The following is a 26,837-nucleotide window of genomic DNA, read 5'->3' as shown; positions in this document are numbered from 1 at the left end:
GCTAGGCTCCGGAACGTTCGGCCCGCAGGCGCGTCGTGGCCGCAAGGTCGATGGTCGCTCCGTCGGCCGCGAAGACCACGCCGTAGTCGCGCGCTGCGCCCTCAGCCGTGACCTTGCCCTCGCGCAGATCGTCCTCGATGCGAATGGGATCGCGCTGCAGCGCATCGCCATACCCGCCGCCGCCGGCGCCGATCAGGCGGAAGACGTCGCCGGGGCGGGCGGTGAAGCTCTCCATCGGCATGGTCGGCAAGCCCTGCTCGGTACCGTCGGCGCGGATCAGGATATGGGCCGAGGGCGCGCCGGGGCTGCCGCCCTCGAAGCCGAAGGGCGGATGGTCGCGCCGGTCGCCGCGCAGCACGAAGCGGATCGGGGCGAGGAAGCGGAACTCGCGGACGAACGAGAGCCCGCCGCGGAACTCGCCCGGCCCGCCCGTATCCGGCACCAGCCCATAGCGGAGCACCTCGACCGGCATGTCGGCCTCGATCATCTCGACCGGCTGGTTGGAGAGGTTGGCAGCGGGGTTGGAGATGCCTTCGATGCCGTCCTTGCCGGCGCGCGCGCCCCAGGTTCCGACGACCATCTCGTTGAGCACGAAGGGCCGCCCCTCATGGATGCCGCCGCCGGCGAGCAGATAGGGCCCGCCTTCCGAGCCGCCGATGGCGCGCTCCGGCACGATCTGGGCGAGCGCCTGCATGATCGCGTCGAAGACCCGGTAGCCGACGACACCGCGCGCACCGCACGCCGCGGGGTAGCGCGGATTGACCAGGCAGCCCTCGGGCGCCCTGACCGTGATCGGCCGCAGATACCCCTCGCAATTGGGAATGTCCTGCTGCGACAGGCAGCGGATCGCGCAAAAGGAAGCCGATTCCGGCAGCGAGATCGGGCAGTTGATCGAGGCTGCGACCTGATCGGCCGTGCCGGTGAAGTCGATGTCGATCGTGTCATCGGCCACGGTGACGGTCGCGACGATCGGCAGCGGCTGCGGGTTCTTGCCGACGCCGTCGATATAGTCGGTGGCGCGGTAGACGCCGTTCGGCAGGGCGCGGATGACGTCGCGCATCATCGCCTCGGCATGGTCGTGCAGCGCGTCGATATAGGCGTCCAGTTCCCGAGCGCCATAGCGGCCGATCAGTGTCTTCAGCCCTTCCTCTGCGACGTTGCAGGCGGCGATCTGGGCGCGGATGTCGCCGAGCACCTCGACCGGCGAGCGGGTGTTCGCCTCGATGATGCGGAAGACGGACTCGACCGGCTCACCCGCGTCGTAGAGCTTGAGCAGCGGGATGCGCAGCCCCTCCTGCTGGATCTCGGTGGCGTAGATCGCGACGCTGCCGGGCACGATGCCGCCGAGATCGGTGTGGTGCGCCACCGTCGCGGCGAAGCCCGAGAGCCGGCCGGCGACGAAGATCGGCTTCAGGATATAGATGTCGGGCAGGTGCTGGCCGCCGGAGCCATAAGGGTCGTTGGCGATCAGGATGTCGCCGGGCTTCAGCGTGTCGCGATAGCGCTCGCGCACGAAGCCCATGATGCGCGGGAAGGAGCAGAGCTGGATCGGCAGTGTCAGCCCCTGCGCGATCACCCTGCCCTGCGCATCGCAGAGCGCCGTCGAGTAATCCATGATGTCGCGCACGACCGGCGAATAGGCCGAGCGCATCACGATCAGCGCCATCTCGTCGGCGGTCGAGGCCAGCGCGTTGCGGATCACTTCGAGCGTGATCGGGTCGATGGCGGACATGCTCATGCGGTCTCCAAGGCGATGTCGATATTGCCGGCCTCGTCGAGCCTGGCGCTCTGGCCTGGGCCGACCACGCAGGTGCAGTCATATTCCTCGATGACGAAGGGCCCGCGCCGTGCAGAGGCGTCGAGATCGGCCCGGCCGATCACCGGGATGCTGGCGGCGGGCGCTCCCGCGGCGAACGAGACCGGCCGGTCAGCCCGGCGCATCGGCGCTTCCGCCCCAAATTGCTGGCGCGCCGCGATCAGGGGCAGGCGCGCTGTCAGGCGGGCATTGACGAGATGGACCGCGTCCTTCTGCGAGCGATGCCCATAGGTGCGCTCGTGCTCGCGGTGGAAGAGCTCGTTCAGCTCGGCGATGTCGAGGCGCCTCGCCGGCACGGTCAGTTCATAGGCCTGTCCGACATAGCGGAGATCGGCGGCATAGCGGAACTCGGCCTTCGCGAGATCATAACCTTCGAGTGCGAGGATACGCCGCGCATCGGCGCCGAGTTCGGCGAAGAGCTGCTCCAGCCCGGCGCCGTCGAGTTCCCCCGCCCGCCGCCGCGACGGCCGCACGAACTCCTGCTCGACATCGGAGCGCAGCAGGCCGAGCGCGCTGAACACGCCGGCGGCGCGCGGGACGATCACCCGGCGGATGCCGAGCGCCCGCGCGACCTCGGCCGCGACCACCGGGCCGTTGCCGCCGAAGGCGACCAGCGTCGCCTGGCGCGGATCGCGGCCGCGATAGGTCGAGACCGCCTTGACCGCGCGCGTCATCGTGGTGACCGCGAGCGTCAGCACGCCGCGCGCCGTCTGCTGGAGGTCGAGCCCGAGAGGGCGCGCCACCTGGTCGTTCAGCGCGGCGCGGCCCGCATCGGCCTTGAGCGGGAAGCTGCCGCCGGCGAGCGCGACATCGTTGATGTAGCCGAGCGTCAGGAAGGCGTCGGTCAATGTCGCCTGCCGGCCGCCCAGCCCATAGCAGACCGGCCCCGGATAAGCCCCGGCGCTCTGCGGGCCGACCGAGACCTGGTTCATCCGGTCGATCGCGACGATGCTGCCGCCGCCCGCGCCGATCTCGGAGACGTCGATGAAGGGCATCTTGATCGGGTAGCCGCCGCCCTTGACCAGCTTGCTCGACAGGTTGATGCCGGCGCCGACCTCGTATTCAGTGGTGCGCGCCGGCTCGCCATGCTCGATCAGCGCCGCCTTGGCGGTGGTGCCCCCCATATCGAAGGAGATGATGCTCGGCTCCTCGCCGCCCGACACCAGCCTCGCGCAGGCGATGACGCCGGCGGCCGGGCCGGATTCGACCAGCGACGCCGCGCGTTTCACCGCCGATCCGAGCCTCATGATGCCGCCGCCGGAGTGCATCATCTCGACCTGGCAGCCGACGCCGATCGAGGCGAGCCGCGCCGTCAGCGCGCTGGCATAGTTGCGCACGACCGGGCCGATATAGGCGTTCACCACCACGGTCGAGGTGCGCTCGTACTCGCGGATCTCGGGCAAGATCTCCGAGCCGCGGCAGATATAGACGCCGTCGCCGAGCTCGGCGCGCAGGATCTCCTCGGCCTCGATCTCGTGCTGCGGATTGGCATAGGCGTGCAGGAAGCTGATCGCGACGGCCTCGACGCCCTCCTCGCGGAAGTGCTGCGCCGCTGCGACGACGTCCGCGCGCGAAAGCGGCACGCGCACCGCGCCGTCGGGTCCGAGCCGCTCGTTGACTTCGAGGCGCAAGCGCCGCGCCGCCAGCGGCTTCGGCTTGTCGTATTGCAGGTCGTAGAGCACGGGGATGCGCAGGCGGCGCATCTCGAGCACGTCGCGGAAGCCGGCGGTAGTCAGGAGGCCGGTGCGGGCGCCCTTGTATTCGAGGATGGCGTTGGTCGCGACCGTCGTCGCATGGACGATGCCGGTGATGCGGTCGGGCGTGGTCTGGTAGTCCTCGACCAATGCCTTCAGCGCCTGCGCGATGCCCCGGCTGTAGTCGTCGGGGGTCGAGGGCACCTTGCGGGTCTCGATCAGACCGTCGTCGCGCGCGACGACGACATCCGTGAAGGTGCCGCCGATGTCGATGCCGATCCGGTAGCTATGCTGCGCCATGGATGTCTTCCCGGGTTTCTGGAGCCACCGCGGACGGCGCCGGCCACGTCTTGCGCCGGCCGGCGAGGCCTTTCGGCACGGCGGCGATCAGGGTTTGGGTGTAAGGATGCTGCGGCCGGTCGAGCACGTCGAGGCAGGCGCCCTGCTCGACGATCGCGCCCTTGCGCATCACGACGATGCGGCTGCACAGCGTGCGGACCAGCGCGAGGTCGTGGCTGATGAAGAGCAGGGTCAGGCCGAGCTCGCGAGTGAGGCGCGAGAGTAGGTTGATCACCTGCGCCTGCAGGGAGACGTCGAGCGCCGAAACCGGCTCGTCGGCGATCAGCACCTCCGGCTTCATCGCCAGCGCCCGTGCGAGACCGATGCGCTGGCGCTGGCCGCCGGAGAGCTCGTGCGGCAGGCGCGGGCCGATCTCCGGTCCGAGGCCGACCAGCGTCAGCAACTCGGCGATCTCGCTTTCGCGCCCTGCCCTCGGCACGCCGCGCAGCGCCAGCGTCTCGCCGAGGCACCGGTCGACGCTCTTGCGCGGGTTCAGCGCGCTGCTCGAATCCTGGAAGACCATCTGCACGCGCCGGCGCCATAGCCCGGCATGATCGCGCATCAACTCCGCCATCGACTGGCCGTCGAGCAGGACGTCGCCTAAGGTCGGTCGCGCCAGCCCGACAGCGAGGCTGGCCAGCGTCGACTTGCCCGAGCCGCTCTCTCCGACGACCCCCACGACATCACCGCGCATCACGTCGAGGCTGACATCGTCGAGCGCGACGAGCCGGCTGTCGCGTCCGAGCAGGCGGTCGAGCAGGCCACCCTGCGGGAAGGATTTCGAGACGCCGCGCAGCGCGAGAATCGGGCCGGTCATCGCGGCCTCCAGCAGGCTGTGCGGTGTCCGGCCTCGGCGATCAGCGCCGGCATCTCGCGGGCGCAGGTCTCGATGGCGTCTGGACAGCGGGGCGAGAACGGGCAACCGGCCGGCAAGCGCCCGAGCCGCGGCGGCGCGCCCTCGATCGCGGTCAGCGGGCCGACCGGGCCGGACAGGCTCGGCACGCAGGCCTTGAGCAGCCCGGTATAGGGATGGCGCGGGCCGCGCTCGATCGCTTCGACCGGCCCGTCCTCGACGACCTTGCCGCCATACATGACGACGACGCGGTCGACGATCTCGGCGACGAGCTGCAGGTTGTGCGAGATGAACACCACGGCGAGGCCGAGCTCGCGGCGCAGTTCCGCGATCAGGTCGACGATCTGCGCCTGGACGGTAACGTCAAGCGCCGTGGTCGGCTCGTCTGCGATCAGCAGGCGTGGCCGGCAGGCGATCGCCATGGCGATCAGCGCACGCTGGCGCATGCCGCCGGAGAATTCATGCGGATAGGAGGCGAGGCGCTTTCCGGCGTCGCGGATGCCGACGCGCTCCAGCGACTCCGCCGCGATGCGCCGCGCTTCCGTCGCCGACACGTCGCGATGCGCCCGCACCACGTCGGTAATCTGCCGGCCGATGGTCAGCGCCGGATTGAGCGAGCTCTGCGGGTCTTGGAAGACCATGGCGATGTCGCGCCCGCGCAGCGCCCGCATGCGCTTCTCGTCGGCCGCGACCAGGTCTTCGCCGTCGAAGACCACGCGGCCGCCGGTGACGCGCGCCGGGGCGCCGAGCAGCCGCATCACCGCGAGCATGCTGAGGCTCTTGCCCGAGCCCGATTCGCCGACGATGCCGACGGCCTCGCCCGGCGCGACGCTGAAGTCGACGCCGCGCACCGCCTCGACAATGCCGCCATCCGCCGAACGGAAGCCGACGCGCAGGCCCTCGACGCTGAGCAAAGCCGGGCTCATGCGACCAATGTCCTGGCTTCGCTGCGCGGATCGAACAATTCGCGCACCGCGTCGCCCAGGAGATTGAAGCCGATCACGGTCAGCGAAATGGCAAGGCCCGGGAAGACCGGCAGCCACCATTCGCCGGAATAGATCGCGCTGCGGGCATCGGAGAGCATGGTGCCCCAGCTCGGCTGCGGCGGCTGCACGCCGAGGCCGACGAAGCTGATCGAGGCCTCGATGACGATGCCGATGGCAACCAGGAGCGTGCCCTGCACGATGATCGGCGAGAGGCAGTTCGGCAGCACGTCGCCGATGACGATCTGCCAGTGCGAGGCGCCCTGCAGGAAGCGGGCGCGGACATAGTCGGCCCCGGCGATGCGCTTGGCCACCGCATAGGTGACGCGGGCGAAGACCGGCGAGAACAGGCAGCCGACGAGGACGATGATCTTGACCTCGTTTGGCAAGAGCAGCGGCCCGACCGGCAACGGCCCGACGCCGAGGATACCGACGATGGCGATCGCCCAGACGAGCAGCGGGATCGAGGCAACGCCGTCGACGACGCGCATCACGATCTGCTCGCCGAGCCCGCCTCTGTAGGCCGCTAAGACCCCAGCCGAGACCCCGATGGCTGCACCGATCAGCACCGCCCCGATCCCGACCGAGAGCGAGGCGCGGGCGCCGAACAGGATGCGGCTGAGCACGTCGCGGCCGGCCTGATCGGTGCCGAGCCAGTGCTTCGCATCGGGCGCGGTGAGCCTGTCCTCGATATTGAGTGCGAGCGGATCGTAGGGCGCGATCAGCGGCGCGAGGATCGCGGCGGCGACGATCAGCCCGACGATGACGGCGCCCAGCCAGCCGCTCCAGTCGAGCCCGCGAAGGGCTTTGCGCAGCTCGCTCATGCCGCTGCCCTCTGTCGGGGATCGAGCACGCGGTTGACCAAGTCGGCTCCGAGATTGGCGAAGACGAAAATCGCGGTGAACAGGAAGACGATGCCCTGCAGCAGCAGGAAATCGCGCTGCGAGATCGCGTTCAACAGCGCCCGCGACAGGCCCGGAATGTTGAAGACCTGCTCGATGATCAGCGCCCAGCCGAACATGTAGCCGAAGGAGAGTGCGGCGAGGTTCACCACCGGCGGCAGCGCGTTGACCAGCGCGTAGAACACCACCTGCGGCGAGGACAGGCCCATGGCGCGGGCGGTACGGACATAGTCGCCGCGCAGGGTCTCCTGCAGGCTCGCCTGCGTCATCCGGGCGAGCACGGCGATGTAGTAGACCGCGAGCGAGAGCGAGGGCATCAGGATGCTCTGCAGATGCAGCGACAGCCCGGCCGACAGCGGAAAGTAGCCTCCCGGCGGTAGCCAGCGCAGATCGACCGCCAGGAAGCGGATCAGCACGATGCCGAGCCAGAAGGCCGGAATCGACAGACCGAGCACCGAGGCAAAGCGGCTGACCCGGTCGAAGACGCCGCCCGGCTTCAGCGCCGCGAGGACGCCGATGCCGAGCCCGAAGACGAGGGCGATCAGGAAGGCGAAGAGCACGATCGACAGCGTCACCGGCAGAGCGCTGACGATCTCGGTCGCGACGTCGCGGCCGGTGACGAAGGACTTGCCGAAATCCCCGCGCAGGACATCGCCGAGCCAGGCGGCGTATTGCGACAGGAACGGCCTGTCGAGGCCGTGCGACTGCTCGAACTGCGCGATCTGATCAGCGGTCGCGTCGGCCCCGAGCACGATCCGGGCGGGGGAGCCCGGACCGGAGCGTGTCAGCGCGAACAGCGCGAGACCGACGAAGAGCAGCGTGCCGATCGAGGAGACGATGCGGCCTGCGACGAGGCGAAGCATGGCGGGCTCGCTCAGACCTTGATCTCGCCGGGCGCGATCGTCAGACCCTGGTTGACCTTCACGTCCTGGAGCGCCTGCCGCCATAGATTGGAGGCGTGGACATAGCCGAGCACGCCGAGCGGCGCGTCGCGGGCGGCGAGCGCCTGCAGCTTGCCGTAGAGCTCCTTGAGCTTGGCTTCTTCCGTCTCCGCGAAGGCTGCCGCCAATGTCTGGTTGAACTCGGGATTGTTGTAGCCCGTGCTCTTGGACAGCACCTGCTCCGGCGTCAGGCAGACCTGCATGATGTAGCTCGGCTCGCCCGGCGACATGAAGACCTGCAGCGCCGCCTGATGCTCGCCGCGGATCGCCTGCTGGATCAGCACCGAGAATTCGTAGACCTTGAGATTGACCTTGATGCCGATCTTCGCGAGCTGCGCCTGCACGAAGATCGCCGCATCCTTGGTGTCGAGCAGATAGGGCTCGGCTTGGATGCTGAGGTCGAACTCGGCGCCGGTGGCGTATTTCGACTTGGCAAGGAGGGCTTTCGCCTTTTCGAGATCGAAGCCGAGCTCCTTGTCGGCCTCCGCATTGAACCACCAGCCGCGCGCCGGTGCCGGCACGGAGGACGCATCGAGCAACCCGTAATAGACCTTCTCGCCGATTGTCTTGCGGTCGATCGCGGCGGAAACCGCCTTGCGGAAGTTCACATCGTCGAAAGGCGCTTTCAGGTTGTTGGTGTACATCAGCAGCGCGCCGCCCAGTGTCGGGCGAGAGGCACCGGTGACGCCCGGCATCGTCTTCAGCCGGTTGAACTCGCGCGGCGGCGGGGCGCTGATCAGGTCGACCTGGCCGGTGAGCAGATAGGCGACGCGGGTCGCATCCTCCGGGATCATCTTGACGACGAGCCGGTCCCAGTGCGGCAAGCCCTTGCGCCAGTAGTTCGGGTTCTTCTTGAAGCTGATGTAGTCGTTCGGCTTCCACTCCTCGAAGACGCCGAAGCCGGTACCGACCCCGGCCGGCTTCGACTTGAAATAGTCGTCGCCGTGCTCCTTGCGCGAGCCCGCGGGGTAGATGCCCATGTACTTGGTCAGGAAATACAGCCAGGGGCCATAGGGCTCCGACAGCTCGAACTGCACCTTGAGCGGATCGAGCACCGTGACCTTGGTGATGCGGGTGAAGAGCGAGCGGCGCGCCGCCTTGTTCGCGGGGTCGAGCAGATAGTCGAAGGAGTATTTCACATCCTCCGCCGTCATCTTCTTGCCGTTGTGGAAGGTGACGTCGTCGCGCAGCTCGAAGGTGTAGGTCTTCTTGTCGGCCGAGATCACCGGCAGCGCCTTGGCCAGCTGCGGCTTCAGCACACCGTCGACATCGTACTCGACCAGGTTCTCGAACACGGTCTGGCCAAGGACCATCGCATCGTGATTGAGCTGGTTTATCGGATCGATGGTGATCGGGTTGCTCGGCAGGACGATGGTCAGCGTCTTGCCATTGTTCGGCTGAGCGTGGAGCAGGCTCGCGGGCAGAAGGCCGCCCAGGGCACCGCCTGCTGCGGCTGCGAGAAACGCACGGCGATTTGTCGGCACGGTCAGCATCGGAGTCCCCCTTGTTTTATGGCAATGCCTTGGCGGCGCCGGAGGCCGGCGCCGCGCCGAACATGGGAAAGCTAGAGCGCTGACGCGGCGAATAAAAATAGGAAGTGCTTGCCGCTTGATTGTCTTACGCTATCGTTTGGTAAGCTGTCGAAGATCCCCTCAGCCCTCCCGCTTCGAGACGCCACCGCGCGCCTCTTCAGGATGAGGGCTCTCATGCCGAGATGGTCCCGGAGCGGTGCGTTACACTTTCGGCCAGGCGGAAGCGTTCTACTGGGTCGCCCGCCTCGGCGGGTTCCGCGCCGCCGCCCAGCATCTCAACCTGTCGCAGCCGACTGTCAGTCTGCGCATCAAGGAACTCGAGCGCATTCTGGGCGGCGAGCTTTTCGACCGCTCGCATTATCGCCCCTCCCCCACCTCGCTGGGCAACGCGATCTATGCCGACATCGAGCGGCTGCTGGCCCATGCCGAACAGGTGCAGCGCCACAGCAAGGAAGGCCTGCGCGGCAAGAGCCTGCTGCGCATCGGCGCGGCCGATTCCTTCGCCGCCGCGATCCTGCCCGACCTGCTCGCCCATCTGGCGCGCCGCCATGCCGAATTGCAGGTCGACGTCACCGTCGATTTCAGCACCAGGCTCGAACAGCTGCTGCTCGACCGCTCGATCGACATCGCCTTCCTGTCGCAGCCACGTGCCCATGAAGGGGTCACGATCGTCCCGCTTTGGCTCATTGATCTCGTCTGGGTAGTCGGCGAGGGCCTCCCTTTCGCCGGCGATGTCGCGACGCCGGAGAACTTGGTCGACCTGCCGATCTTCACCAACAGCTCGCCTTCGGGCCTGTTCACCACCATCCAGATGTGGTTCGGCGCACACGGCCTAAAACCGCGGCGGCTGAATACCTGCAATCCGTTGACCGTGATCGCTCGCCTCGCCAACGCAGGCACCGGCGCAGCGATGATCCCGCGCGAGATGATCCATCTGTCGGGAGAGAAGCTGGGGCTGCGCGTCCTGGAGGCCCGTCCGGCGATTCCGTCTCACAACCTCTGCGCGATGTGGTGGAACAACGAATCTGCCGATGAATGCAGTTACCTCGCGAACCTCGCTACCGAGATTGCGAAGTTGGCACGGTAAGCACGTGTCGACGCTTGGCTTGTGGATGTCCGCTTCCCGTCAAAGCACGAATGTCTGCTAGTGGCGCTTGGCAGTGGTTGGCTCCGCCTAGTCTCAGCAAGCTGCGACAGGGTGGAAGCCGAAGATGCGGTGGATCGATCCGACTGCCGATTTTGGCGTATAGGCCCCGGAAACGCCGCCGAGTGTGGTTGAGCTGACCGAGATGTCCCATTCGAAGCCCTGACCGAACACCTGGACCCGGTGGCGCATCTGCCTCGTCTCGGGATTGGCTACGACGATGCTGCGCGTGCGGTCGAAGCCGATCCCGGCAATTGCGAGGGCCGCATGCACATTCACATTGCGCGGAAACCGGGTGCAGGCTTCCCGCGTCGAGCCCTCGAAGAGCACGCCCTGGGCACCGGCGTAAGAGCCCAGGCTCGCCCCGTTCTTCGTCGTGGTCACGATCACCTGGTCGATCGCATCACGGCCGTCGCTGAGCCCATCCAGCGCGACAACCGCTCCATGCGGGATCAGGAGGCGGGTCCCGGCAGCCGCGGCGGCCCGCCTGACGGCGGTCTCGATCGACTCATCGGCCAGCGCCGACGAGCTGAAGGCACAGAGATCGCCCTTCGCGAGCAGCTCCGCGCCGAGCCGGGCGACGACATCGGGATGCGCCGCCTCGATGACCAGCTCCGTGGAGGCGGCGAGCGCGCGCCGGACATCGGTGGTGAGGTGTTCGCGCAGACGCGTCGCGTCAGCAGGCGGCACGAAGCGCTCGTCGACCAGCACGTAGTCCACTGCGGCGAGATTTTGGGCGACGATGGCGTCGAAGATCGCCTGTCCGATGACGCCGGCTCCGATGATGCCGACTCGCTGGTAGTTCATCCGCCTCTTCCCTGTCCCGGATCCAACGGAGCGGCCCGGCGAGCGGCGCTCCAGTTCTAGCGATTAACGATAAAAATGCCAAGCATGGGGCGCTCGCAGCGGGCGCTTCCTCGGCAGGCGCGCTAGGCTTTCGGCGTGAGGCTGTCGACGAGGAGATCGCCCGTCGCGAGAACATGCTTCCGCAGGAGGTCGCAGGCCCGCTCGACATCGCGCATCTCGCAGAGCGTCAGAATGTTGCGATGCTCGGCCTGGGACTGCTCGAGGTGATGCGTCTGCTCCCAAGTGTAGCGGAGATAGCGCTCGAAGTTCATCCGTAGCGTCTCGATCATCTCCAGGGTCCGCGGGCGCCTGGCCGGCGCATAGAGAATCTGGTGGAAGCGGCCGTTCAGTAGGATCTTGGCGTCGACCGCGCCGGTCGTGTCGAGCTCGTCCAGCACCTTGGCGGCGCCGACGAAGTCCACGCGGACCATGTTGGGGATCGCCCAGCGCAGCGCCTGGCATTCCAGCAGCGCACGAAGCTGGCTGATCTCCCAGGCTTCGTCGCGGCTCATGACGGCGACAGCGACACCTCGGCGCGGCTCGGCCGTGAGGAAGCCCTCGCCGACGAGCTGCTTGAAGGCCTCGCGAACGATCATCTGGCTCACGCCGAACTGCGTGGCGATCGCGTCCTGCCGCAGCCGCTCGCCACCCGACAGTCGATTGCGGAGGATTGCGGCGCGCAAATCGTCGGCGACGACCGCCGCGGCCGACCGGTTGTCCCGGCGCGGTGCCGGATCAACGATGTTCACATGGTCCAAATGACGTCCGCCCTGTGCGAGATTAGCGATTTGAAGGCGTCAACGAGTCACCTTTGAGTGAGCCGCCTTCAGAAGTCAATCGGCGCAAGACGGTGATAGTTCGCGCTGACCTCCTCAATCTCAAACCGGATTCATCCGGGAGTTGACGATCCAAATTTTAGCGATTATCGCTAATTTATTCCAGCCTGAATGGGAACGGGTTTCCAATGCTTCGCTTGTCAGATTTCGACGCCGTCACCTTCGACGTCTACGGCACCCTGATCGACTGGGAGCCGTCGATCGTGGCTTTCCTCCAGGCCTGGGCGCAGGAGCAGCGTGTCACCGCGACCGGTGACGAGCTGATCATGTCCTTCGATCGGGCTCGCGCCGCGATCCAGAAGGAGCGCCCGGCTCATCTCTATCCCGAGGTGCTGTGCCGCTGCTTCGACAGGATCTCGGCCGATTACGGCGTCGCGGTCGATCCCGCCCGGCGCGAGGCCTTCTCGCGGACTCCGCACGTCTGGCCGGCCTACGCTGACACCGAGGCCGGACTGAAGGCGTTGCAGGCGCGCGCCAGGATCGGCGCGCTGTCGAACATCGACAACGCTTCGCTCACTTCATCCTGCGCCAAGATGAACATCCGCTTCGACATCGTCGTCACGGCCGAGCGCGTTGGCGCCTACAAGCCCAGCGACGAGCACTTCGCCACGGCGCTCGCCGATCTCGACGCAGCCGGGATCCCGCGGCAGCGCGTCCTCCATGTCGGCCAGAGCCTTCGCGCCGACATCACGCCCGCCAACAGGCTGGGATTGAAATCAGCCTGGATCAACCGGCCGGACCGCCTGCTCGGACTGTCCGGCGAAGGCGCGGCCGAGGCCAGGCCGGACCTGACGGTATCGAGCCTTGCAGAGCTGCTCGAAGCCATCGCCTGAAGCTTGCGATCAACCGACAACAATAAAGGAGCGGGACATGAAGGGCAGGATCTTGGGGCTGGCCGCCATCGGCGTCAGCCTGGCACTGGGAGTGGCGTCGGCGGCGCGAGCGCAAGCGAGCGATGCCGTGATCGACCGGATCAAGGCGAAGAAGTCGATCTCGATCGGCTATCGAGAAGCTTCGATCCCGTTCTCCTATATCGACGCGCAGGGGAAGCCGACCGGCTATTCGACCGATCTCTGCGTCCGGGTCGCGGCGACCGTGAAAACGGCGCTCGGCCTGGCGGATCTCAAGATCAAATGGGTGCCGGTCAATCTGCAGAACCGCATCCCGCTGGTCGCCAACGGCACCGTCGACATCTCCTGCGAGTCGGCGGTCAACACGATCGGGCGCCAGGCCCAGGTCGATTTCTCGAGCCCCTTCTTCGTCTCCTCGACGCGGCTCCTGGTGAAGTCGAAGTCCGGCGTCGCCGAACTCGCCGACCTCAAGGGCAAGTCGATCGCCCTGCCGATCAACTCGGTCCCCGAGCGCCTGATCAAATCCATCATCGAGCGCGACAAGCTGAACATCCGGATCGTGCCGGTGCGGGACAATTCGGAGGGCTTCCTTGCCCTGTCGACCGATCGCGTCGACGCGTTCTCGACCGACGACATCCTGCTGTTCGGGCTGCGCAGCAAGGCAGCGTCGCCGGCCGACTACGAGGTCGTCGGCAAGCCGCTCTCCTACGACAGCTACGGCTTCCTCGTTCAGAAGAACAGCACAGTCTTCCTGTCGCTGGTGAATGCGACGCTCGCCCGGCTGGCGCGCGAAGGCGAGCTTCAGCAGGTCTACCAGACCTGGTTCGAGCCACTGGGCGTGCCGCTCTCGGCGCCGCTGGCGACGACCTTCCAGATCATCGGGCTTCCCGAGTGAGGCGGATCGGAAGCTTCGGGGGCAGGCCGGGGAAGAGCACGCCATGAACTATGCATGGAACTGGGGCGTCCTCGTCCAGTCCCCCTATCTGGAGTGGCTCGGCCAGGGCATCGCCATGACGCTGGCGGTCTCGATCGCCGCCTGGATCATAGCGCTCGGCCTGGGGACGCTGATCGGCATCGTCCACAGCGGCGCCTCCGGCATGGTGCGCTTCGCCACCGGCTCGTACATCAATCTGTTCCGGAACGTGCCGCTGCTCCTGCAGATGTTCCTCTGGTTCTTCGTCGTGCCCGAGCTGCTGCCGAAGGCCGCCGGGACATGGCTGAAGCGGGATCTGCCCCATCCCGAAGTCGTGACGGCGATCGTGGCGCTGGGATTGTTCACAGCTTCGCGCGTCGCGGTCCAGGTCGCCGCCGGCATCGCCTCCGTGCCCCGCGGCCAGTCGATGGCGGCGCGCGCCTCGGGGTTCTCCACGGTACAGGCCTATCGGCTCGTCCTGCTGCCGCAGGCCTTCAGGATCGTCGTTCCGCCGCTGACCTCAGAGTTCCTGACGATCTTCAAGAACTCCTCGATCGCGCTGACCATCGGCGTCTACGAGCTGACGGCGCAGACCCAGAAGATCCAGAGCTTCACCTATCAGGGCTTCGAGGCCTTCACCGCCGCGACCGTCGTCTACATGACGATCGCCCTGATGGTGACGACGCTGATGGCGATCATCGAGCGCAAGACCTCGATCCCCGGCCCGACAGCGAGGGGATGAGCAATGTCCGGCTTCGACGTCTCCGTCATTCTGGGCGCTCTGCCCTTCCTGGCAAAGGGGCTCGGCCTCAGCCTCGGACTGACCGCCATCGCCATGATCGGCGGCCTGGCACTCGGCTTGGTCATCGCCATCGTCCGCCTCTCGCGCTTCCGCGTCCTGGCGACGCTCGCCGCGCTCTATGTGAATGGCTTCCGGGCCGTCCCGCTGATCCTCGTGATCTTCTGGTTCTATTTCCTGGTGCCGCTCCTGCTCGGCCGGCCGGTCGGCGCGCTCTACTCGGTGCTGATCGCCTTCGTCATGTTCGAGGGGGCCTATTATTCCGAGATCATCCGGGCCGGCCTGAAGAGCGTCCGGCCGGGGCAATGGCAGGCCGCGCAGGCCTCCGGCATGAGCTATCTCCAGGCGATCCGCCTGGTGGTGTTGCCGCAGGCGCTACGCAAGATGGCGCCGCTGATGGTCACGCAGGGCGTCGTGCTCTTCCAGGATACGTCGCTGGTCTATGTCGTGTCCCTGCACGACTTCATGACCTCGGCCAGCATCGTCGCGAACACCCAGAACCGCATCGTCGAGCTCTATGTGTTCGCCGCGCTCGTCTACTTCGCCCTCTGCACCGCGGGCAGCACCCTGGCGCAGCGCCTGAGCAGCGACCGGCAGCGTGCGCATTAGCGCCGCCGGTAATCCCTTCCCCTGCAACCCGCGGGACAGCGTGAACGACATGGTCGAGATGATACGGATCGAAGGATTGTCCAAGAGCTATGGCGACGTCCCGGTTCTGCGCGACTGCAGCCTCGAGGTGGCGCGCGGTGAGGTCGTGGTGATCTGCGGGCCCTCGGGCTCCGGCAAGAGCACCTTCGTCAAATGTATCAACGGCATCGAGCTGGTGCAGGCCGGACGCATCGCGATCGATGGCGAGGATCTGCCCTCGAAGCCGGCCGCCGCCGCGCGGATACGGGCCCGGGTCGGCATGGTGTTCCAGCATTTCGAACTCTACCCGCATCTCACCGTGCTGGAGAACATCTGCCTGGCGCAGATCCACGTGCTTAAGCGCAGCCGCGACGAGGCGCAGGAGAAGGCGCGCGGCTTGCTCCGCCGCGTCGGCCTCGCCGACAAGGAGGCCGCCTACCCGTCGCAGCTCTCGGGCGGTCAGCAGCAGCGCATCGCCATCGTCCGGGCGCTGGCCATGGACCCGGTCGCCATGCTCTTCGACGAGCCGACCTCCGCCCTGGATCCCGAGATGATCGGCGAGGTGCTGGCGGTGATGCTGGAACTCGCCCGCGAGGGCATGACCATGGTCGTCGTTACCCATGAGATGGGCTTCGCCAAGGCGGCGGCCGACCGGGTCGTCTTCATGGACCAAGGCGAGATCGTCGAGGTCGCCGAAACCGCGCGCTTCTTCGCCGAGCCGGCCTCGGAACGCGCCCGCCTCTTCCTCTCGCGTATCCTGGCCCACTGACATGACCGACATGCCCCTGCCGAGCCCCGACGACGTCCTCGACGCCGCCCGCGTCCTGCAGCCCGTGGCGGTCCGCACGCCGCTGCTGCGCTCGCCCGCGCTCGACCGGCTGACCGGCGGCGAGATCCTGTTGAAATGCGAGAATCTGCAGCGCTCCGGTGCCTTCAAATTCCGCGGCGCCTACAACCGGCTGCACCGTCTCGATCGCGCGGCCTTCCCGGGTGGCGTCGTCGCCTATTCCACCGGCAACCACGGCCAGGCGATAGCGACGGTCGGCCGCATGCTCGACATCCGCGCCACCATCGTCATGCCGAGCGACGCGCCCGCCAACAAGATCGCCAAGGTGCGCGAGAACGAAGGCGAGGTCGTGCTCTACGAACGCGGCAAGCAATCGCGCGAGGAGATCGCGGCGCAGATCGCCGCGCACTCGCCGGTCGCGGTCGTGCCGCCGGGTGACGATCCCTTCGTCATCGCCGGCCAGGGCACCGCCTTGCTCGAAGCCGCCGCGCAGGCCGAGGGCGCGGTCGATCTCGTCGTCGTGCCTTGCGGCGGCGGCGGGCTCGCGGCCGGGACCGGCCTCGCCATGGAGGCCGTCGCCAGCCGGGCCGAGCTTTGGGCGGCTGAGCCCGAGGGCTTCGACGACACCAGGCGCTCGCTCGAAAGCGGTCGGCGCGAGGTCAACGAACGTCTCTCTGGCTCGCTCTGCGACGCGCTGCTGGCGCCGACCCCGGCCGAACTGCCCTTCGCCTTCAATCGCCACAAACTGTCTCGGGTGCTGACGGCCTCGGATGAGGAGGTACTCGCAGCCATCCGCTTCGCCTTCGAGCATCTGCGCCTCGTTCTTGAACCCGGCGGAGCGGTCGCGCTCGCGGCGCTGCTGGCGCGGCCCGAAGCGTTGCGCCGGCGGCGCGCCGTGGTGCTGCTCTCGGGCGGCAATGTCGAGCCGGACGTATTCCGCAGAGCACTCGAGCCACGCTGAGCGCCGCTCGGCCTCACCGACCGAACACCAAGCCTCGCTCATCAACCCGTCAACAGGAAACGCCATGGCTTCGCTCGCCAACAAATTCTTAGCTCTCTCGACCGACAACGCGCCTGGACAGGAGGTGCGGCGCTCGGATGCCGACATCCGGGCCCTGATGATCGGAGAGGCGCTGCCCGGCCGTGCGGTCGACTTCTCGCATGGCGACGTCGACGCCTTCCCGCCGCCGCCGGACGCCATGGAGCGTTTCGCAAAGGCGGTGCAGATCGGCGGGCGCCAAGCCTACACCGAGTATCGCGGCTCGGCGGATATTCGTGCGGAACTGGCCGCCAAGCTCGAAGCCTTCACCGGGGCGCGGGTCTCGACCGATGCTGGCATCATCGTCACACCGGGCACGCAGGGCGCGCTGTTCCTGGCGCTGGCCGCGACCGTCGCCGCAGGCGACAAGGTCGCGATCGTCCAGCCGGACTATTTCGCCAATCGGAAGCTGGTACAATTCTTCGGCGGCGAGGTCATGCCGATCGCGATGGACTATCTCGGCGGCGGCGAAGGGGCGGGCCTCGACCTGTCGGCGCTGGAAGCGGCCTTCGCGGCGGGCGCGAAGGTCTTCGTCTTCTCCAACCCCAACAACCCGACCGGCGCGGTCTACTCGCCGCACGAGATCGGGCGGATCACGGACCTGGCGAAGCATTACGGCGCCATGGTCGTCGCCGACCAGCTCTACTCCCGCCTGCGCTATGCTGGCGAAAGCTATACGCATATCCGCGCCAGCGGCCTTCCCGACGAGCAGTGCGTGACGATCATGGGGCCATCCAAAACCGAGTCACTGAGCGGCTACCGCCTCGGCGTCGCCTTCGGCGCGCCGGCGATCGTCGACCGAATGGAGAAGCTGCAAGCGATCGTCTCGCTCAGGGCTGCCGGCTACAACCAGGCGGTGCTACGCTCGTGGTTCGCCGAGCCTGCAGGCTGGATGGAGCAGCGGGTCAGCGACCATCACCGCATCCGCGACGATCTGCTGGCAATCTTCGCCGAGGCCGGCTTCCCGACACGGTGCCCGCAGGCCGGCAGCTACGTCTTCCCGACGCTGCCAGCGCTGCGCGTCGCGCCGCTCGATTTCGTTCGGCTGCTTCGCCAGCAGGCGAACGTGATCGTGACACCGGGAACGGAGTTCGGCCCGCATCCGCATAGCATCCGCCTGAACTATTCGCAGGACCGGGGCGCAGCGCTGGATGCCGCCCAACGGATCGTCACGATGGTTGAACGATACAAGGTCTAGATGAACATGCGGTGCGAGCGCCGCAGGCTACGACCGCTTCAAGGGGCAACGCCGCACCGTCAATGCGTGCCCCTGAATGTCCGCTTCCGGGTGATCGCCTAGAGTCGGCTCCTGGCGCACCTCGCCCTCTACCCGTTGGTCGAGCCTGTTCGCAGTATGTGACCAGCGTCACGGTCAGTGCCCGATGTCATCACAGCTACTTACCGCACGGTGCGATACGTACTCGTGCGGGAAGGTTGATAGTAGTGGGCGCGATTGCGGCTTGCGACAACGGCTCTGCTTGAAAGTGTCGCGGCGGATCTCTCGCTATTGAGCTGCTGATAACGAGGCAATCATGAATGATCCGCATCGCGGCGGCGCATGGCCTTGAGCCGGCTGATCAGCTGGCGCGCGCCCATCAGGATGTGCTGTTCCAGATGGTCTTTCGCGCGCTGGACGTCGCCCTCCCGGCATAGCTTGAGCAGAAGCTCATGCTCGCGATGCATCCGGTCCCGTCCGCCCGTCAGCCGGATCGGGAGCGGGAAATGGCGATAGGCGTTGAGGTAGAGCTTGCGGATCAGTTCGAGGGTCTGCGGCCGGTTCGCCGGCGCGTAGAGGGCCGAATGAAAGTTCCAGTTCAGGCTCGACCAGTGCTCATCCTGCTGGTCCTCCGCCATGGTGGCGAGCAGCGCCTCGGCCCGGGCGTAATCCTGCTGCGTGAGCAGCGGCATCGACAGCTCGAGCAGCCAGGTCTCCAGGCGGGCGCGGATTTCGTAGACCTCCTCGAGATCATCGATCGAGAGGCCCGAGACGACGGCGCCCTTGTGCGTTTCCAGCCTGACGAGACCTTCGGCCTCGAGCTGGTGCAAGGCTTCCCGAATCGGAACGCGGCTAACGCCCAGCTCCGCCGCCAGCTTCTCCTGCCGGAGCTGCATTCCTTCGGGCAAGGCTCCCGAAAGGATCTGATCACGCAGCATGGCGGCGACGCGCCCGGTGGACGTCTGCCGCAGCAGCTTCGGCGCGCGTTTTGAAACGGTGGTTTCCGACATTTCCGAGCACACTGCTAGCGCCGATCCGGCGCGATTGCTGTCCCGACGATCATTTGAATTCAATCGGCGGAAGCGTGTTTGTATCATCTATCCGGAATTACATCCAGATTAATCGTTGAATCCGCGCCATTCTGGCCGACATGATTGCGATTCATCCAACCTATTGCGCGATCTCACGCGACGGCGTAATAAAATTGCATTCAATGTTCAAGCGCCGGACCTGCCAGTGATCGCCATCAGCAACAACGAGGGAGCCTGCGGCATCACAGCAACCGCTGAAGCGCTCTTCGGCAGCCGTGCGGCATTGGATGCAATCGAGGCTGGCATCCGGCTGGTCGAGGCGAGCGAGGAGGTCCGCACCGTGGGTCGGGGCGGCTGGCCGAACCTGCTCGGCGAGGTCGAGCTCGACGCCTCGGTCATGGACGGGACCAGCTTGCGGACCGGGGCCGTCGGCGCGCTGACCGGCTATCTGCATCCTGTCAGCATCGCGCGACAGGTGCTCGAGAGGTTGCCTCACGAACTGCTGGTCGGCGATGGCGCGCGCCGCTTCGCCGCCGAAATCCAGGCCGAGGCCGGCGAGCTGCTGATGCCGCACGCCCGCAGCGCCTGGGAGCGCTGGTTCCGCGACGAGGTTGAGGAGGCCGACCGGGCGCGCTGGCCGGACCTGCCGATGGCCGAGCTCTGCAAGCAGGCGATCGACCCGGAGATCGGCCGCGACACCACGGTCTTCCTGGCGCGCGATGCGCAGGGCCATATCGGCGCCGGCACCAGCACCTCCGGCTGGGGCTGGAAGTATCCCGGCCGCCTCGGCGACAGCCCGATCATCGGCGCCGGCTCCTATGCCGACAGCCGTTACGGCGCGTGCGCCTGCACCGGGGTCGGCGAGATGAGCATCCGCGCCGGAACATCGCGCGCCGTCGTGCTCTACATGAAGATGGGCATGAGCGTCGAAGAGGCCGTCCTCGAAGCTGTCGAGGACATGCGCGCACTCAAGGGCGGACTGATCGGCCGGGTGACGATCCATGCGATCGACGCCGCCGGCGGCCACAACGTCGTCGCCGTCAACGGCCTGCCCGAGAACCATTACTGGCTCTGGCGCCAGGGCGACGCCGCCCCCGCGAGCCACCCCTGCGAGATTATCGCGATCAGCGAGGACCCGGCGCCGAAGCCGACCGCGCACCGCCGTTACGAACAGATGGAACTGTGAGCTGTGCCCCCGCGAACCGCACCGTTCCGTCGAGAGGAGATTTTAGCGTGAACAGCCTGGCGCCGACTGCGGCTTCCTTTCCGGAGACCGATCTCTTCGCTGACGACCCTGACGGGATCAGCGCGCAGACGCTGGCCAGCGTCGGCAGCCTGTTCCCGATCAAGCAGAGGCGCTGCTACCTGAACAACGCCTCGATCGGCGGCCATTCGCTGCCGGTGATCGGCGCCGTCGAGCGCTTCCTGGCGAATGTCCGCGACAATGGCCGCAACGACTATCCGCGCTGGTGCGTGCATGCCGACACTGCGATCAAGGACCGCATCGCCCGGTTGATCGGCGCGCAGCGCTCGGAGATTGCCTTCGTCAAGAACACCACGGAAGGCTTGGTCAACGTCGCCAACGGGCTCGACTGGAAGGAAGGCGACAACCTCATCCTGCCCGACATCGAATACCCGTCGAACGTCTATTGCTGGATGAAGCTCGCCAAGCGCGGCGTCTCGATCCGCTGGGTCAAGAACCGCGGCGGGCGCATCCTCGTCGACGACATCCGCGCCCTGATCGACGATCGCACCCGCCTCGTCTCGATCAGCGCCGTGCAGTTCTCGAACGGGTTCCGGCACGATCTCGAGGCGACGGCTGCGCTCTGCCATGAGAAGGGCGTGCTGCTGAACCTCGACGCGATCCAGTGGGCCGGCGTTCTCGCCATCGATGTCGAGCGCCTCGGCGTGCACTTCATGTCTGTCGGCGGGCACAAGTGGATGCTGGCGCCGATCGGGACCGGCTTCTTCTATTGCCGCCGCGACGCCCTCGACCTGCTCGACCCGCCGAGCGTCGGCTATCACAGCGTCGGCAAGCATGAAGCCCATATGGATTATGAGCTGAGCTACCGTCCGGACGCCGGGCGCTTCGAGGAAGCGCTGGTGAATTTCCCGGGCATCTGGGGGCTCGACGCCGCGGTCAGCCTGCAGCTGCAGCTGACGCCGGCCGCGATCGAGCGCCATATCCTCGGGCTGAACGCCTATGCGGCCGAGGCGCTGCGCCGCCGCGGCTACGAGATCGTGAGCCCGTTCGGCGAGGGCGAGCGTTCCGGCAATCTCTCCTTCCGACATCCGACCCTGCCGGGCGAGGACATCGAAGCCAGGCTCAAGCAGGCCGGCGTCGACCTCGCCATGCGCGGCGGACGGATGCGCATCTCGCCCTCCTACTACAACGACATCGCCGAGATCGACCGCTTCGTGGCGGCGCTGCCGGCGGCCTGAAGCAACCAGAACAGGGGAACCAGCATGACCATCTCCCGCCGCACGTTCTCGCAGGCCACGCTGGGCGCAGCCGCATTCAGCCTGATGCACGGCTCTGCCGGCTCCGCCTTCGCGCAGACGCCCAAGAAGGGCGGCACGCTGCGCTACGGCACGGTCACCGAGATCACCAATCTCGACCCGCATGTCTATGGCGGCAATGCCTGGCGCGTGCTGATCGAGGCGCTTTACAGCCCGCTCGTCGGCTACGACGCCAAGGGCGCCGTCGTGCCGCGCCTCGCCGAGCGTTGGGAGCAGCCGGATTCGAAGACCATTCTGTTCCACCTGCGGGCCGGGACGACCTTCCATGACGGCGCGCCGGTGACCGCCGAGGACGTCAAGTTCTCGCTCGACCGCATCATCGACGAGAAAACGGCCGCGACGCTGCGCACCAATCTCCTCGGCGCGACCGTCACGGTCGTCGACGCCAGGACCGTCAAGGTCGAGAAGCCGCAGCCGGACGCCACGCTGCTCTCGGTGCTGGCGCTGCCGGAGGCGGCCATCGTCTCGCGCAAGTGGATCGAGGGCGGCGCCAATGTGAAGGCCTCGGCCAACGGCACCGGCCCCTTCGTGCTCAAGCAGTACGAGCCTTCGGTGCGTGCCGTCATGGAGAAGAACCCGACATATTTCGCCGCCGAACCCTATCTCAACGGCGTCGAGGTGCGGATGATCAAGAGCGACGACGCGCGCGTCAACGCTCTGCGCAGCGGCTCGCTCGATATGATCGACTTCGTGCCCTGGAAGGACATCGACATGCTCGGCCGCCTGCCGAACTTCAAAGTCGATTCCAGCGGCGGCGCCTTCATGAACATCTGGTTCAACGCCACCCGCAAGCCCTTCGACGACCCGAAGGTCCGGCAGGCCATCGCCTATGCGGTGGACCGCGAGGCGATCTCTAAGGCCGCCTTCTTCGGCCATGGCTCGCCGATCTACGGGCCGCCGACGCCGTCCGATTCCCCCTTCTACAACAAGGAGCTGGACGGCCGCTTCAAGCGCGACCCGGCCAAGGCCAAGGCGCTGCTGGCGCAGGCCGGCCACGACAAGGGCCTCGAGATCGAGCTGATCGTCTTCCAGGGGCTCGGCATCTACACGACGACCGCGCAGGTCATCCAGGCGAACCTCAAGGAGATCGGCATCACCGTGAACATCCGGCTGGTCGAGTGGGCCAACCTTATGGAGCGGAAGAATGCCGCGAACTACGACGCCATGCTCTACGGCGTCTCGATGAAGCTGCCCGACCCGGACGCCTACGCCTATTACTTCGGGGCGGATTCGACCTATTGGGCCAAGCCGATCGGCTATCGCGACGAGGCGCTGGAGAAGCTGCTGGCCGAAGGCCGCGCCACCACGGAGATGGAAAAGCGCAAGGCGATCTATGCCAAGGTCGAGGAGCGGCTGCTCGAGACCAGCCCCTGGGTGTTCGTGAACTACCGCGAACAGGCGCAGGCTTACCGGCGCAACGTCAAGGGCTACCGGCATCTGTCCGGCGCGCTGAACGAGAGCAGCACCGGGATCTCCTTGCCGACCATGTCGATCGACTAGGCCTTGGCCTGAAGCCGCCATCCGGCATCGGGGCGCCCCGATGCCGGCATGATGAGACGTAAAGGTTGAGGCCGCCGGCCAGCGGCGCCCCCGCGATCGGGTGAGGTATGTCCAAATTCATCGGAAGCAGACTGGCCTCGGCCCTTCTGACGCTGGTTCTTGCGAGCATCGTCGTGTTCGCGTCGATCCATCTTCTGCCGGGCGACCCGGTGGTGATGCTGCTCGGCGAGCAGGCGGGCAGCGATCCGGAGGCGGTCGCGCGGATGACCCGTGAGCTCGGCCTCGACCGGCCGCTGATCTCGCAGTTCCTGACCTGGGCGGGCGGCCTGTTCCAGGGCGATCTCGGCCGGTCGCTGCGCAATGGCGAACCTGTGCTCGACGAGTTACTGCGGCGGATCCCGCGCAGCCTTGAGCTGATCGGCGGCGGGCTCTTGGTCGCCGTCGCGCTCGGCCTGCCGCTCGGTGTGCTGGCTGCCCGGGACCGCGGCAAGCTGCCGGGCATGGCCGCCTCGGTGATTGCGGTCGCCGGCTTCTCCGCCCCTGTCTTCGTCTCCGGCATCCTGCTGGTGCTGATCTTCAGCCTCTGGCTCAACCTGCTGCCATCCTCCGGCTTTGTCGCCTTCTCAGAGGATCCTCTGCTGCACCTCTCCTGCCTCGTGCTGCCGTCGCTGGCGATCGGCATCAACTTCATGGGCGTTGTCGCGCGCATGACGCGCGCCAGCCTGATCGACAGTATGGCCAAGGACTATGTCAGGCTCGCCCGCGCCAAGGGCCTGTCGCGCGGCAAGGCGATGACGCGCCACGCCCTGCCGAACGCGCTCGTGCCGGTCATCTCGATCATCGGCATCCGGGCCGGCAACCTGCTCGGCGGCACGGTGATCGTCGAGGCCCTGTTCGACTGGCCCGGGCTCAGCTCGCTGCTCGTCAGCGCTTCCTTCGCCCGCGATTACCCGCTGATGCAGGGCAGCCTGCTGGCGATCTTCGCGATCTTCATCCTCATCAGCCTGCTGATCGACCTCGCCCAGGGCCTCGTCGATCCGCGCGTCGGAACAAATGGAGGGTGAGCGCATGACTGCCGTCGCAGCCCTGATCAGAACCACGGACATCGCCACCCGCCTCGCCATGCTGGTGCTCGCGCTGGTGGTCGCCGCCGCCCTCCTCGCGCCCGTGCTGGGCATCGCGGACCCCCTGGCGATCGACCCGACGAACATCCTGGCCTCGCCGAGCGCGGCACACTGGTTCGGCACCGACGAACTCGGCCGCGACCTGTTCTCGCGCCTCGCCCATGGCGGGCGCGTCTCGCTCGCGGTCGCGGCCGCGGCGGTCCTGCTCGCCGGCAGCATCGGCGTGCCGCTCGGCATCGCCATCGCCTTCCTCGGCCCGCGGGCGGAGGGGGCCGCGATGCGCGTCGTCGACGTCTTCGTCTCCCTGCCCGAGATCTTCGTCGCGATCGTCGTGCTGGCCTTCCTAGGCGGCAGCCTGCCGGCGCTGATCGGCACGATCGGCCTGCTCTACTGCCCGCAATTCGCTCGCGTTTCCTATGGCATGGCGCGCAGCATCCGGGCGCGCGACCATGTGCTCGCCGCCCGTTCGCTCGGCGCCGGGCGGCTCTGGCTGATCCGCCGCGAGATTCTGCCGAACATGCGCTCGGTCATCGCCGTTCAGGCCTCGCTCACTTTCTCCTTCGCCATGCTGATGGAGGCGGGGCTGAGCTTCCTCGGGCTCGGCGTGCAGCCGCCGACGCCGTCCTGGGGCCAGATGGTCGGTACCCTCAAGAACTACATCTTCATCAATTCCTGGCCCGTGCTCGTGCCCAGCCTGGCGCTGTTCGTCACGGTGCTCGCCATCAACATCGTCGGCGACTGGCTGCAGGACCGGCTCAACCCGGAGCTGCAACGATGAGCGGAGCCGTCAAGGACGAGGCCGCGCTGCTCTCGGTTCGCGGGCTGGTCACGGAATTCGCGACGCCGGCCGGGCCGGTGCGCGCGGTCGACGATGTCAGCTTCGACATCCGCCGCGGCGAGGTCGTCTGCCTCGTCGGCGAATCCGGCTCCGGCAAGTCGGTGACCGGGCTCTCGCTGATGCGGCTGATCGAGCCGCCCGGCAAGGTCCAGGGCCAGGTCTCCTTCCAGGGCCGGGACCTGTTCGCCCTATCGGAAGCGGAGATGAACCGGGTCCGCGGCGCGCAGATCGCGATGATCTTCCAGGAGCCGATGACGGCGCTGAACCCGGCCAGGCGCGTCGGCGACCAGATCGCCGAGGTGCTGCGCATCCACACCGGGCTGCCCCGCAAGGCCGCCGCGGAGCGGGCGGTCGCGCTGCTGGAACGGGTCGGCATCCGCAACCCGGCGGCGCGGGCCAGAGCCTATCCGCACCAGCTGTCCGGCGGCATGCGCCAGCGCGTGATGATCGCCATCGCCTGCGCGCTCAAGCCGGCGCTGATCATCGCGGACGAGCCGACCACGGCGCTGGACGTCACCGTCCAGGCGCAGGTTCTCGATCTGCTGTTCGAGATGCAGGCGGAGCTCGGCTCGGCCCTGCTCTTCGTCACCCATGACCTCGGCGTGGTCGCCGAGATCGCCGACCGTGTCGTCGTGCTCTATCACGGCAAGGTGGTCGAGCAGGGCGACGTCGCGCAGATCTTCTCGGCGCCGGAGCATTCCTATACCAAGGCGCTGCTGGCGGCTGCGCCCGATGTCGATGCGCCGCGCGTCGCGGGGCGCCGCTTTGCGACGCTGGCCGCACCGGCACAGGACGACAAGGCGCAGACCGGCGCGCGCGTCGCCGCGGCCGTCGCTGCGCCCGCTCCCCAGGCCGCTTCGGCGGCGACGATCCCCGGCGCCCCCCTTCTCGAGATCAGCGATCTGCGCCGCGATTTCGTCACGCGCCGCTCATGGACGGGGCGCCCGCTCGAGACTGTCCATGCCGTCGGCGGCGTCAGCCTGACGGTGCCGGCCGGCAAGACGCTGGCGATCATTGGCGAATCCGGCTCGGGCAAGAGCACGCTCGGCCGCTGCATCGCCAGGCTGGACCAGCCGACCTCCGGCCGCATCACCTATGCCGGCCGGGACATTGGCGACCTTGCGGGCGACGACCTGCTGCGCTTTCGTCGCGAGGTCCAGACCATCTTCCAGGACCCTTACGCCTCGCTCAATCCGCGGCGGCGCATCGGCGATGCGATCGGCGACGGGCCCGCGATCCACGGCCTGATGCCGGCAGAGGCGCGCCATGCCCTGGCCGGGGAACTGCTGGAGCGCGTCGGCCTCAAGGCCGAACACGCCGTGCGCTATCCGCACCAGTTCTCTGGCGGACAGCGCCAGCGCATCGCCATCGCTCGCGCGCTCGCCCTGTCTCCGCACTTCATCATAGCCGACGAGGCTGTCTCGGCGCTCGACGTGTCCGTGCGTGCGCAGGTTCTCAACCTGCTCGCCGATCTGCAGGATGAACGCGGTTTGACCTATCTGTTCATCTCGCACGACATGGGCACCGTGCGGCAATTCGCGGACCGTGTCGCGATCATGCAGGGCGGGCGCCTCGTCGAGGAAGGCGAGACCGAGCGCATCTTCGAGGAGCCGCGCGAGGACTACACCAAGAACCTGCTGCGCGCTGTGCCGCGCATGACGCCCTACAGCCCGCGCCGACGCCGGCCGCTGGCGCCGGCTGCCTGA

General features: G+C 67.3%; 24 protein-coding genes. 14 read left to right on the top strand and 10 right to left on the bottom strand.

What is annotated here, in order from left to right:
* Nucleotide 1 precedes the first annotated feature (1 nt).
* Genes DK26_RS16550 through DK26_RS16520 form a run of 7 tightly spaced genes read right to left on the bottom strand, consistent with a single transcriptional unit; the run spans nucleotide 2 to nucleotide 9,021 of the window.
* Nucleotides 2-1,738 (bottom strand): hydantoinase B/oxoprolinase family protein, encoded by a 1,737-nt coding sequence (locus DK26_RS16550; protein ID WP_066474734.1) that lies wholly within the window; start codon nucleotides 1,736-1,738, stop codon nucleotides 2-4.
* A complete protein-coding gene (locus DK26_RS16545; RefSeq protein WP_066474733.1) occupies nucleotides 1,735-3,810 on the bottom strand; it encodes a hydantoinase/oxoprolinase family protein in 2,076 nt (691 codons plus the stop codon). The genes DK26_RS16550 and DK26_RS16545 overlap by 4 nt, the downstream gene beginning before the upstream one ends.
* Entirely contained in the window at nucleotides 3,797-4,666 is an 870-nt protein-coding gene (locus DK26_RS16540; protein ID WP_066474731.1) for an ATP-binding cassette domain-containing protein, read from the bottom strand. The genes DK26_RS16545 and DK26_RS16540 overlap by 14 nt, the downstream gene beginning before the upstream one ends.
* Nucleotides 4,663-5,628, bottom strand: a complete 966-nt coding sequence (locus DK26_RS16535) for an ABC transporter ATP-binding protein (RefSeq protein ID WP_066474729.1) — start codon at nucleotides 5,626-5,628, stop codon at nucleotides 4,663-4,665. The genes DK26_RS16540 and DK26_RS16535 overlap by 4 nt, the downstream gene beginning before the upstream one ends.
* The gene (locus DK26_RS16530) at nucleotides 5,625-6,509 is read right to left on the bottom strand and encodes an ABC transporter permease (protein ID WP_083533274.1); all 885 of its coding nucleotides are present in this window, start codon (nucleotides 6,507-6,509) and stop codon (nucleotides 5,625-5,627) included. Before DK26_RS16530 ends, DK26_RS16535 begins: the two co-directional genes overlap by 4 nt.
* A complete protein-coding gene (locus tag DK26_RS16525; RefSeq protein ID WP_066474727.1) occupies nucleotides 6,506-7,450 on the bottom strand; it encodes an ABC transporter permease in 945 nt (314 codons plus the stop codon). Before DK26_RS16525 ends, DK26_RS16530 begins: the two co-directional genes overlap by 4 nt.
* Nucleotides 7,451-7,461: 11 nt before the next feature.
* Nucleotides 7,462-9,021, bottom strand: a complete 1,560-nt coding sequence (locus tag DK26_RS16520) for an ABC transporter substrate-binding protein (RefSeq protein WP_066474725.1) — start codon at nucleotides 9,019-9,021, stop codon at nucleotides 7,462-7,464.
* A 235-nt stretch (nucleotides 9,022-9,256) separates the two neighbouring features.
* Between DK26_RS16520 and DK26_RS16515 the strand changes: the two genes are divergently transcribed.
* Entirely contained in the window at nucleotides 9,257-10,147 is an 891-nt protein-coding gene (locus DK26_RS16515; RefSeq protein WP_066474722.1) for a LysR family transcriptional regulator, read from the top strand.
* A gap of 93 nt (nucleotides 10,148-10,240) precedes the next feature.
* On the opposite strand, the gene DK26_RS16510 is transcribed toward DK26_RS16515, so the two are convergent.
* Nucleotides 10,241-11,011, bottom strand: a complete 771-nt coding sequence (locus DK26_RS16510; RefSeq protein WP_066474719.1) for an aspartate dehydrogenase domain-containing protein — start codon at nucleotides 11,009-11,011, stop codon at nucleotides 10,241-10,243.
* Between the two features lie 122 nt (nucleotides 11,012-11,133).
* Entirely contained in the window at nucleotides 11,134-11,799 is a 666-nt protein-coding gene (locus tag DK26_RS16505) for a GntR family transcriptional regulator (RefSeq protein WP_184231627.1), read from the bottom strand.
* 215 nt (nucleotides 11,800-12,014) lie between these two features.
* On the opposite strand from DK26_RS16505, the gene DK26_RS16500 reads away from it, so the two are divergent.
* The 7 genes from DK26_RS16500 to DK26_RS16470 all read left to right on the top strand — a co-directional run bounded on the left by DK26_RS16500 (nucleotide 12,015) and on the right by DK26_RS16470 (nucleotide 18,100).
* Nucleotides 12,015-12,719: an HAD-IA family hydrolase gene (locus DK26_RS16500; protein WP_066474715.1), complete on the top strand. Its 705-nt coding sequence runs from the start codon at nucleotides 12,015-12,017 to the stop codon at nucleotides 12,717-12,719.
* Between the two features lie 37 nt (nucleotides 12,720-12,756).
* A complete protein-coding gene (locus tag DK26_RS16495; RefSeq protein WP_066474714.1) occupies nucleotides 12,757-13,632 on the top strand; it encodes an amino acid ABC transporter substrate-binding protein in 876 nt (291 codons plus the stop codon).
* A 43-nt stretch (nucleotides 13,633-13,675) separates the two neighbouring features.
* On the top strand, nucleotides 13,676-14,392 hold the full coding sequence (locus tag DK26_RS16490) for an amino acid ABC transporter permease (protein ID WP_066474711.1): 717 nt from the start codon (nucleotides 13,676-13,678) through the stop codon (nucleotides 14,390-14,392).
* 3 nt (nucleotides 14,393-14,395) lie between these two features.
* Nucleotides 14,396-15,058, top strand: coding sequence for an amino acid ABC transporter permease (locus tag DK26_RS16485; RefSeq protein WP_066474708.1), 663 nt, complete (start codon nucleotides 14,396-14,398; stop codon nucleotides 15,056-15,058).
* Nucleotides 15,059-15,116: 58 nt separating this feature from the next.
* Complete coding sequence (locus DK26_RS16480; RefSeq protein ID WP_066475547.1) at nucleotides 15,117-15,845, top strand: amino acid ABC transporter ATP-binding protein; 729 nt, start codon at nucleotides 15,117-15,119, stop codon at nucleotides 15,843-15,845.
* A gap of 1 nt (nucleotide 15,846) precedes the next feature.
* Nucleotides 15,847-16,824, top strand: a complete 978-nt coding sequence (locus tag DK26_RS16475; protein WP_066474705.1) for a threonine/serine dehydratase — start codon at nucleotides 15,847-15,849, stop codon at nucleotides 16,822-16,824.
* Between the two features lie 64 nt (nucleotides 16,825-16,888).
* On the top strand, nucleotides 16,889-18,100 hold the full coding sequence (locus DK26_RS16470; RefSeq protein ID WP_066474702.1) for a pyridoxal phosphate-dependent aminotransferase: 1,212 nt from the start codon (nucleotides 16,889-16,891) through the stop codon (nucleotides 18,098-18,100).
* A 332-nt stretch (nucleotides 18,101-18,432) separates the two neighbouring features.
* Here the strand turns inward: DK26_RS16470 and DK26_RS16465 are convergent, their stop codons facing one another.
* Nucleotides 18,433-19,128, bottom strand: a complete 696-nt coding sequence (locus DK26_RS16465; RefSeq protein WP_066474699.1) for an FCD domain-containing protein — start codon at nucleotides 19,126-19,128, stop codon at nucleotides 18,433-18,435.
* 226 nt (nucleotides 19,129-19,354) lie between these two features.
* Here DK26_RS16465 and DK26_RS16460 point away from each other — a divergent pair, with 226 nt between their 5' ends.
* From DK26_RS16460 to DK26_RS16435, 6 genes are all read left to right on the top strand, one after another.
* Nucleotides 19,355-20,335: a N(4)-(beta-N-acetylglucosaminyl)-L-asparaginase gene (locus tag DK26_RS16460; protein WP_066474696.1), complete on the top strand. Its 981-nt coding sequence runs from the start codon at nucleotides 19,355-19,357 to the stop codon at nucleotides 20,333-20,335.
* A 47-nt stretch (nucleotides 20,336-20,382) separates the two neighbouring features.
* The gene (locus DK26_RS16455) at nucleotides 20,383-21,591 is read left to right on the top strand and encodes an aminotransferase class V-fold PLP-dependent enzyme (RefSeq protein ID WP_066474693.1); all 1,209 of its coding nucleotides are present in this window, start codon (nucleotides 20,383-20,385) and stop codon (nucleotides 21,589-21,591) included.
* A gap of 24 nt (nucleotides 21,592-21,615) precedes the next feature.
* Complete coding sequence (locus DK26_RS16450) at nucleotides 21,616-23,169, top strand: ABC transporter substrate-binding protein (protein ID WP_066474690.1); 1,554 nt, start codon at nucleotides 21,616-21,618, stop codon at nucleotides 23,167-23,169.
* A gap of 107 nt (nucleotides 23,170-23,276) precedes the next feature.
* Entirely contained in the window at nucleotides 23,277-24,233 is a 957-nt protein-coding gene (locus DK26_RS16445) for an ABC transporter permease (protein WP_066474687.1), read from the top strand.
* A gap of 4 nt (nucleotides 24,234-24,237) precedes the next feature.
* On the top strand, nucleotides 24,238-25,071 hold the full coding sequence (locus DK26_RS16440; protein ID WP_066475546.1) for an ABC transporter permease: 834 nt from the start codon (nucleotides 24,238-24,240) through the stop codon (nucleotides 25,069-25,071).
* On the top strand, nucleotides 25,068-26,837 hold the full coding sequence (locus DK26_RS16435) for an ABC transporter ATP-binding protein (protein WP_066474685.1): 1,770 nt from the start codon (nucleotides 25,068-25,070) through the stop codon (nucleotides 26,835-26,837). Before DK26_RS16440 ends, DK26_RS16435 begins: the two co-directional genes overlap by 4 nt.

This window comes from Allobosea sp. WAO (assembly GCF_001509835.1).
GTDB lineage: Bacteria > Pseudomonadota > Alphaproteobacteria > Rhizobiales > Beijerinckiaceae > Allobosea.
This window is presented reverse-complemented; position numbering and strand designations above follow the sequence as displayed.

Excerpts from the sequence above, each read along its gene's own strand:
- DK26_RS16550 (WP_066474734.1), bottom strand. The coding sequence starts at position 1,738 with ATGAGCATGTCCGCCATCGACCCGATCACGCTCGAAGTGATCCGCAAC.
- DK26_RS16545 (WP_066474733.1), bottom strand. The coding sequence starts at position 3,810 with ATGGCGCAGCATAGCTACCGGATCGGCATCGACATCGGCGGCACCTTC.
- DK26_RS16540 (WP_066474731.1), bottom strand. The coding sequence starts at position 4,666 with ATGACCGGCCCGATTCTCGCGCTGCGCGGCGTCTCGAAATCCTTCCCG.
- DK26_RS16535 (WP_066474729.1), bottom strand. The coding sequence starts at position 5,628 with ATGAGCCCGGCTTTGCTCAGCGTCGAGGGCCTGCGCGTCGGCTTCCGT.
- DK26_RS16530 (WP_083533274.1), bottom strand. The coding sequence starts at position 6,509 with ATGAGCGAGCTGCGCAAAGCCCTTCGCGGGCTCGACTGGAGCGGCTGG.
- DK26_RS16525 (WP_066474727.1), bottom strand. The coding sequence starts at position 7,450 with ATGCTTCGCCTCGTCGCAGGCCGCATCGTCTCCTCGATCGGCACGCTG.
- DK26_RS16520 (WP_066474725.1), bottom strand. The coding sequence starts at position 9,021 with ATGCTGACCGTGCCGACAAATCGCCGTGCGTTTCTCGCAGCCGCAGCA.
- DK26_RS16510 (WP_066474719.1), bottom strand. The coding sequence starts at position 11,011 with ATGAACTACCAGCGAGTCGGCATCATCGGAGCCGGCGTCATCGGACAG.
- DK26_RS16500 (WP_066474715.1), top strand. The coding sequence starts at position 12,015 with ATGCTTCGCTTGTCAGATTTCGACGCCGTCACCTTCGACGTCTACGGC.
- DK26_RS16495 (WP_066474714.1), top strand. The coding sequence starts at position 12,757 with ATGAAGGGCAGGATCTTGGGGCTGGCCGCCATCGGCGTCAGCCTGGCA.
- DK26_RS16490 (WP_066474711.1), top strand. The coding sequence starts at position 13,676 with ATGAACTATGCATGGAACTGGGGCGTCCTCGTCCAGTCCCCCTATCTG.
- DK26_RS16485 (WP_066474708.1), top strand. The coding sequence starts at position 14,396 with ATGTCCGGCTTCGACGTCTCCGTCATTCTGGGCGCTCTGCCCTTCCTG.
- DK26_RS16480 (WP_066475547.1), top strand. The coding sequence starts at position 15,117 with ATGATACGGATCGAAGGATTGTCCAAGAGCTATGGCGACGTCCCGGTT.
- DK26_RS16475 (WP_066474705.1), top strand. The coding sequence starts at position 15,847 with ATGACCGACATGCCCCTGCCGAGCCCCGACGACGTCCTCGACGCCGCC.
- DK26_RS16470 (WP_066474702.1), top strand. The coding sequence starts at position 16,889 with ATGGCTTCGCTCGCCAACAAATTCTTAGCTCTCTCGACCGACAACGCG.
- DK26_RS16465 (WP_066474699.1), bottom strand. The coding sequence starts at position 19,128 with ATGTCGGAAACCACCGTTTCAAAACGCGCGCCGAAGCTGCTGCGGCAG.
- DK26_RS16450 (WP_066474690.1), top strand. The coding sequence starts at position 21,616 with ATGACCATCTCCCGCCGCACGTTCTCGCAGGCCACGCTGGGCGCAGCC.
- DK26_RS16445 (WP_066474687.1), top strand. The coding sequence starts at position 23,277 with ATGTCCAAATTCATCGGAAGCAGACTGGCCTCGGCCCTTCTGACGCTG.
- DK26_RS16440 (WP_066475546.1), top strand. The coding sequence starts at position 24,238 with ATGACTGCCGTCGCAGCCCTGATCAGAACCACGGACATCGCCACCCGC.
- DK26_RS16435 (WP_066474685.1), top strand. The coding sequence starts at position 25,068 with ATGAGCGGAGCCGTCAAGGACGAGGCCGCGCTGCTCTCGGTTCGCGGG.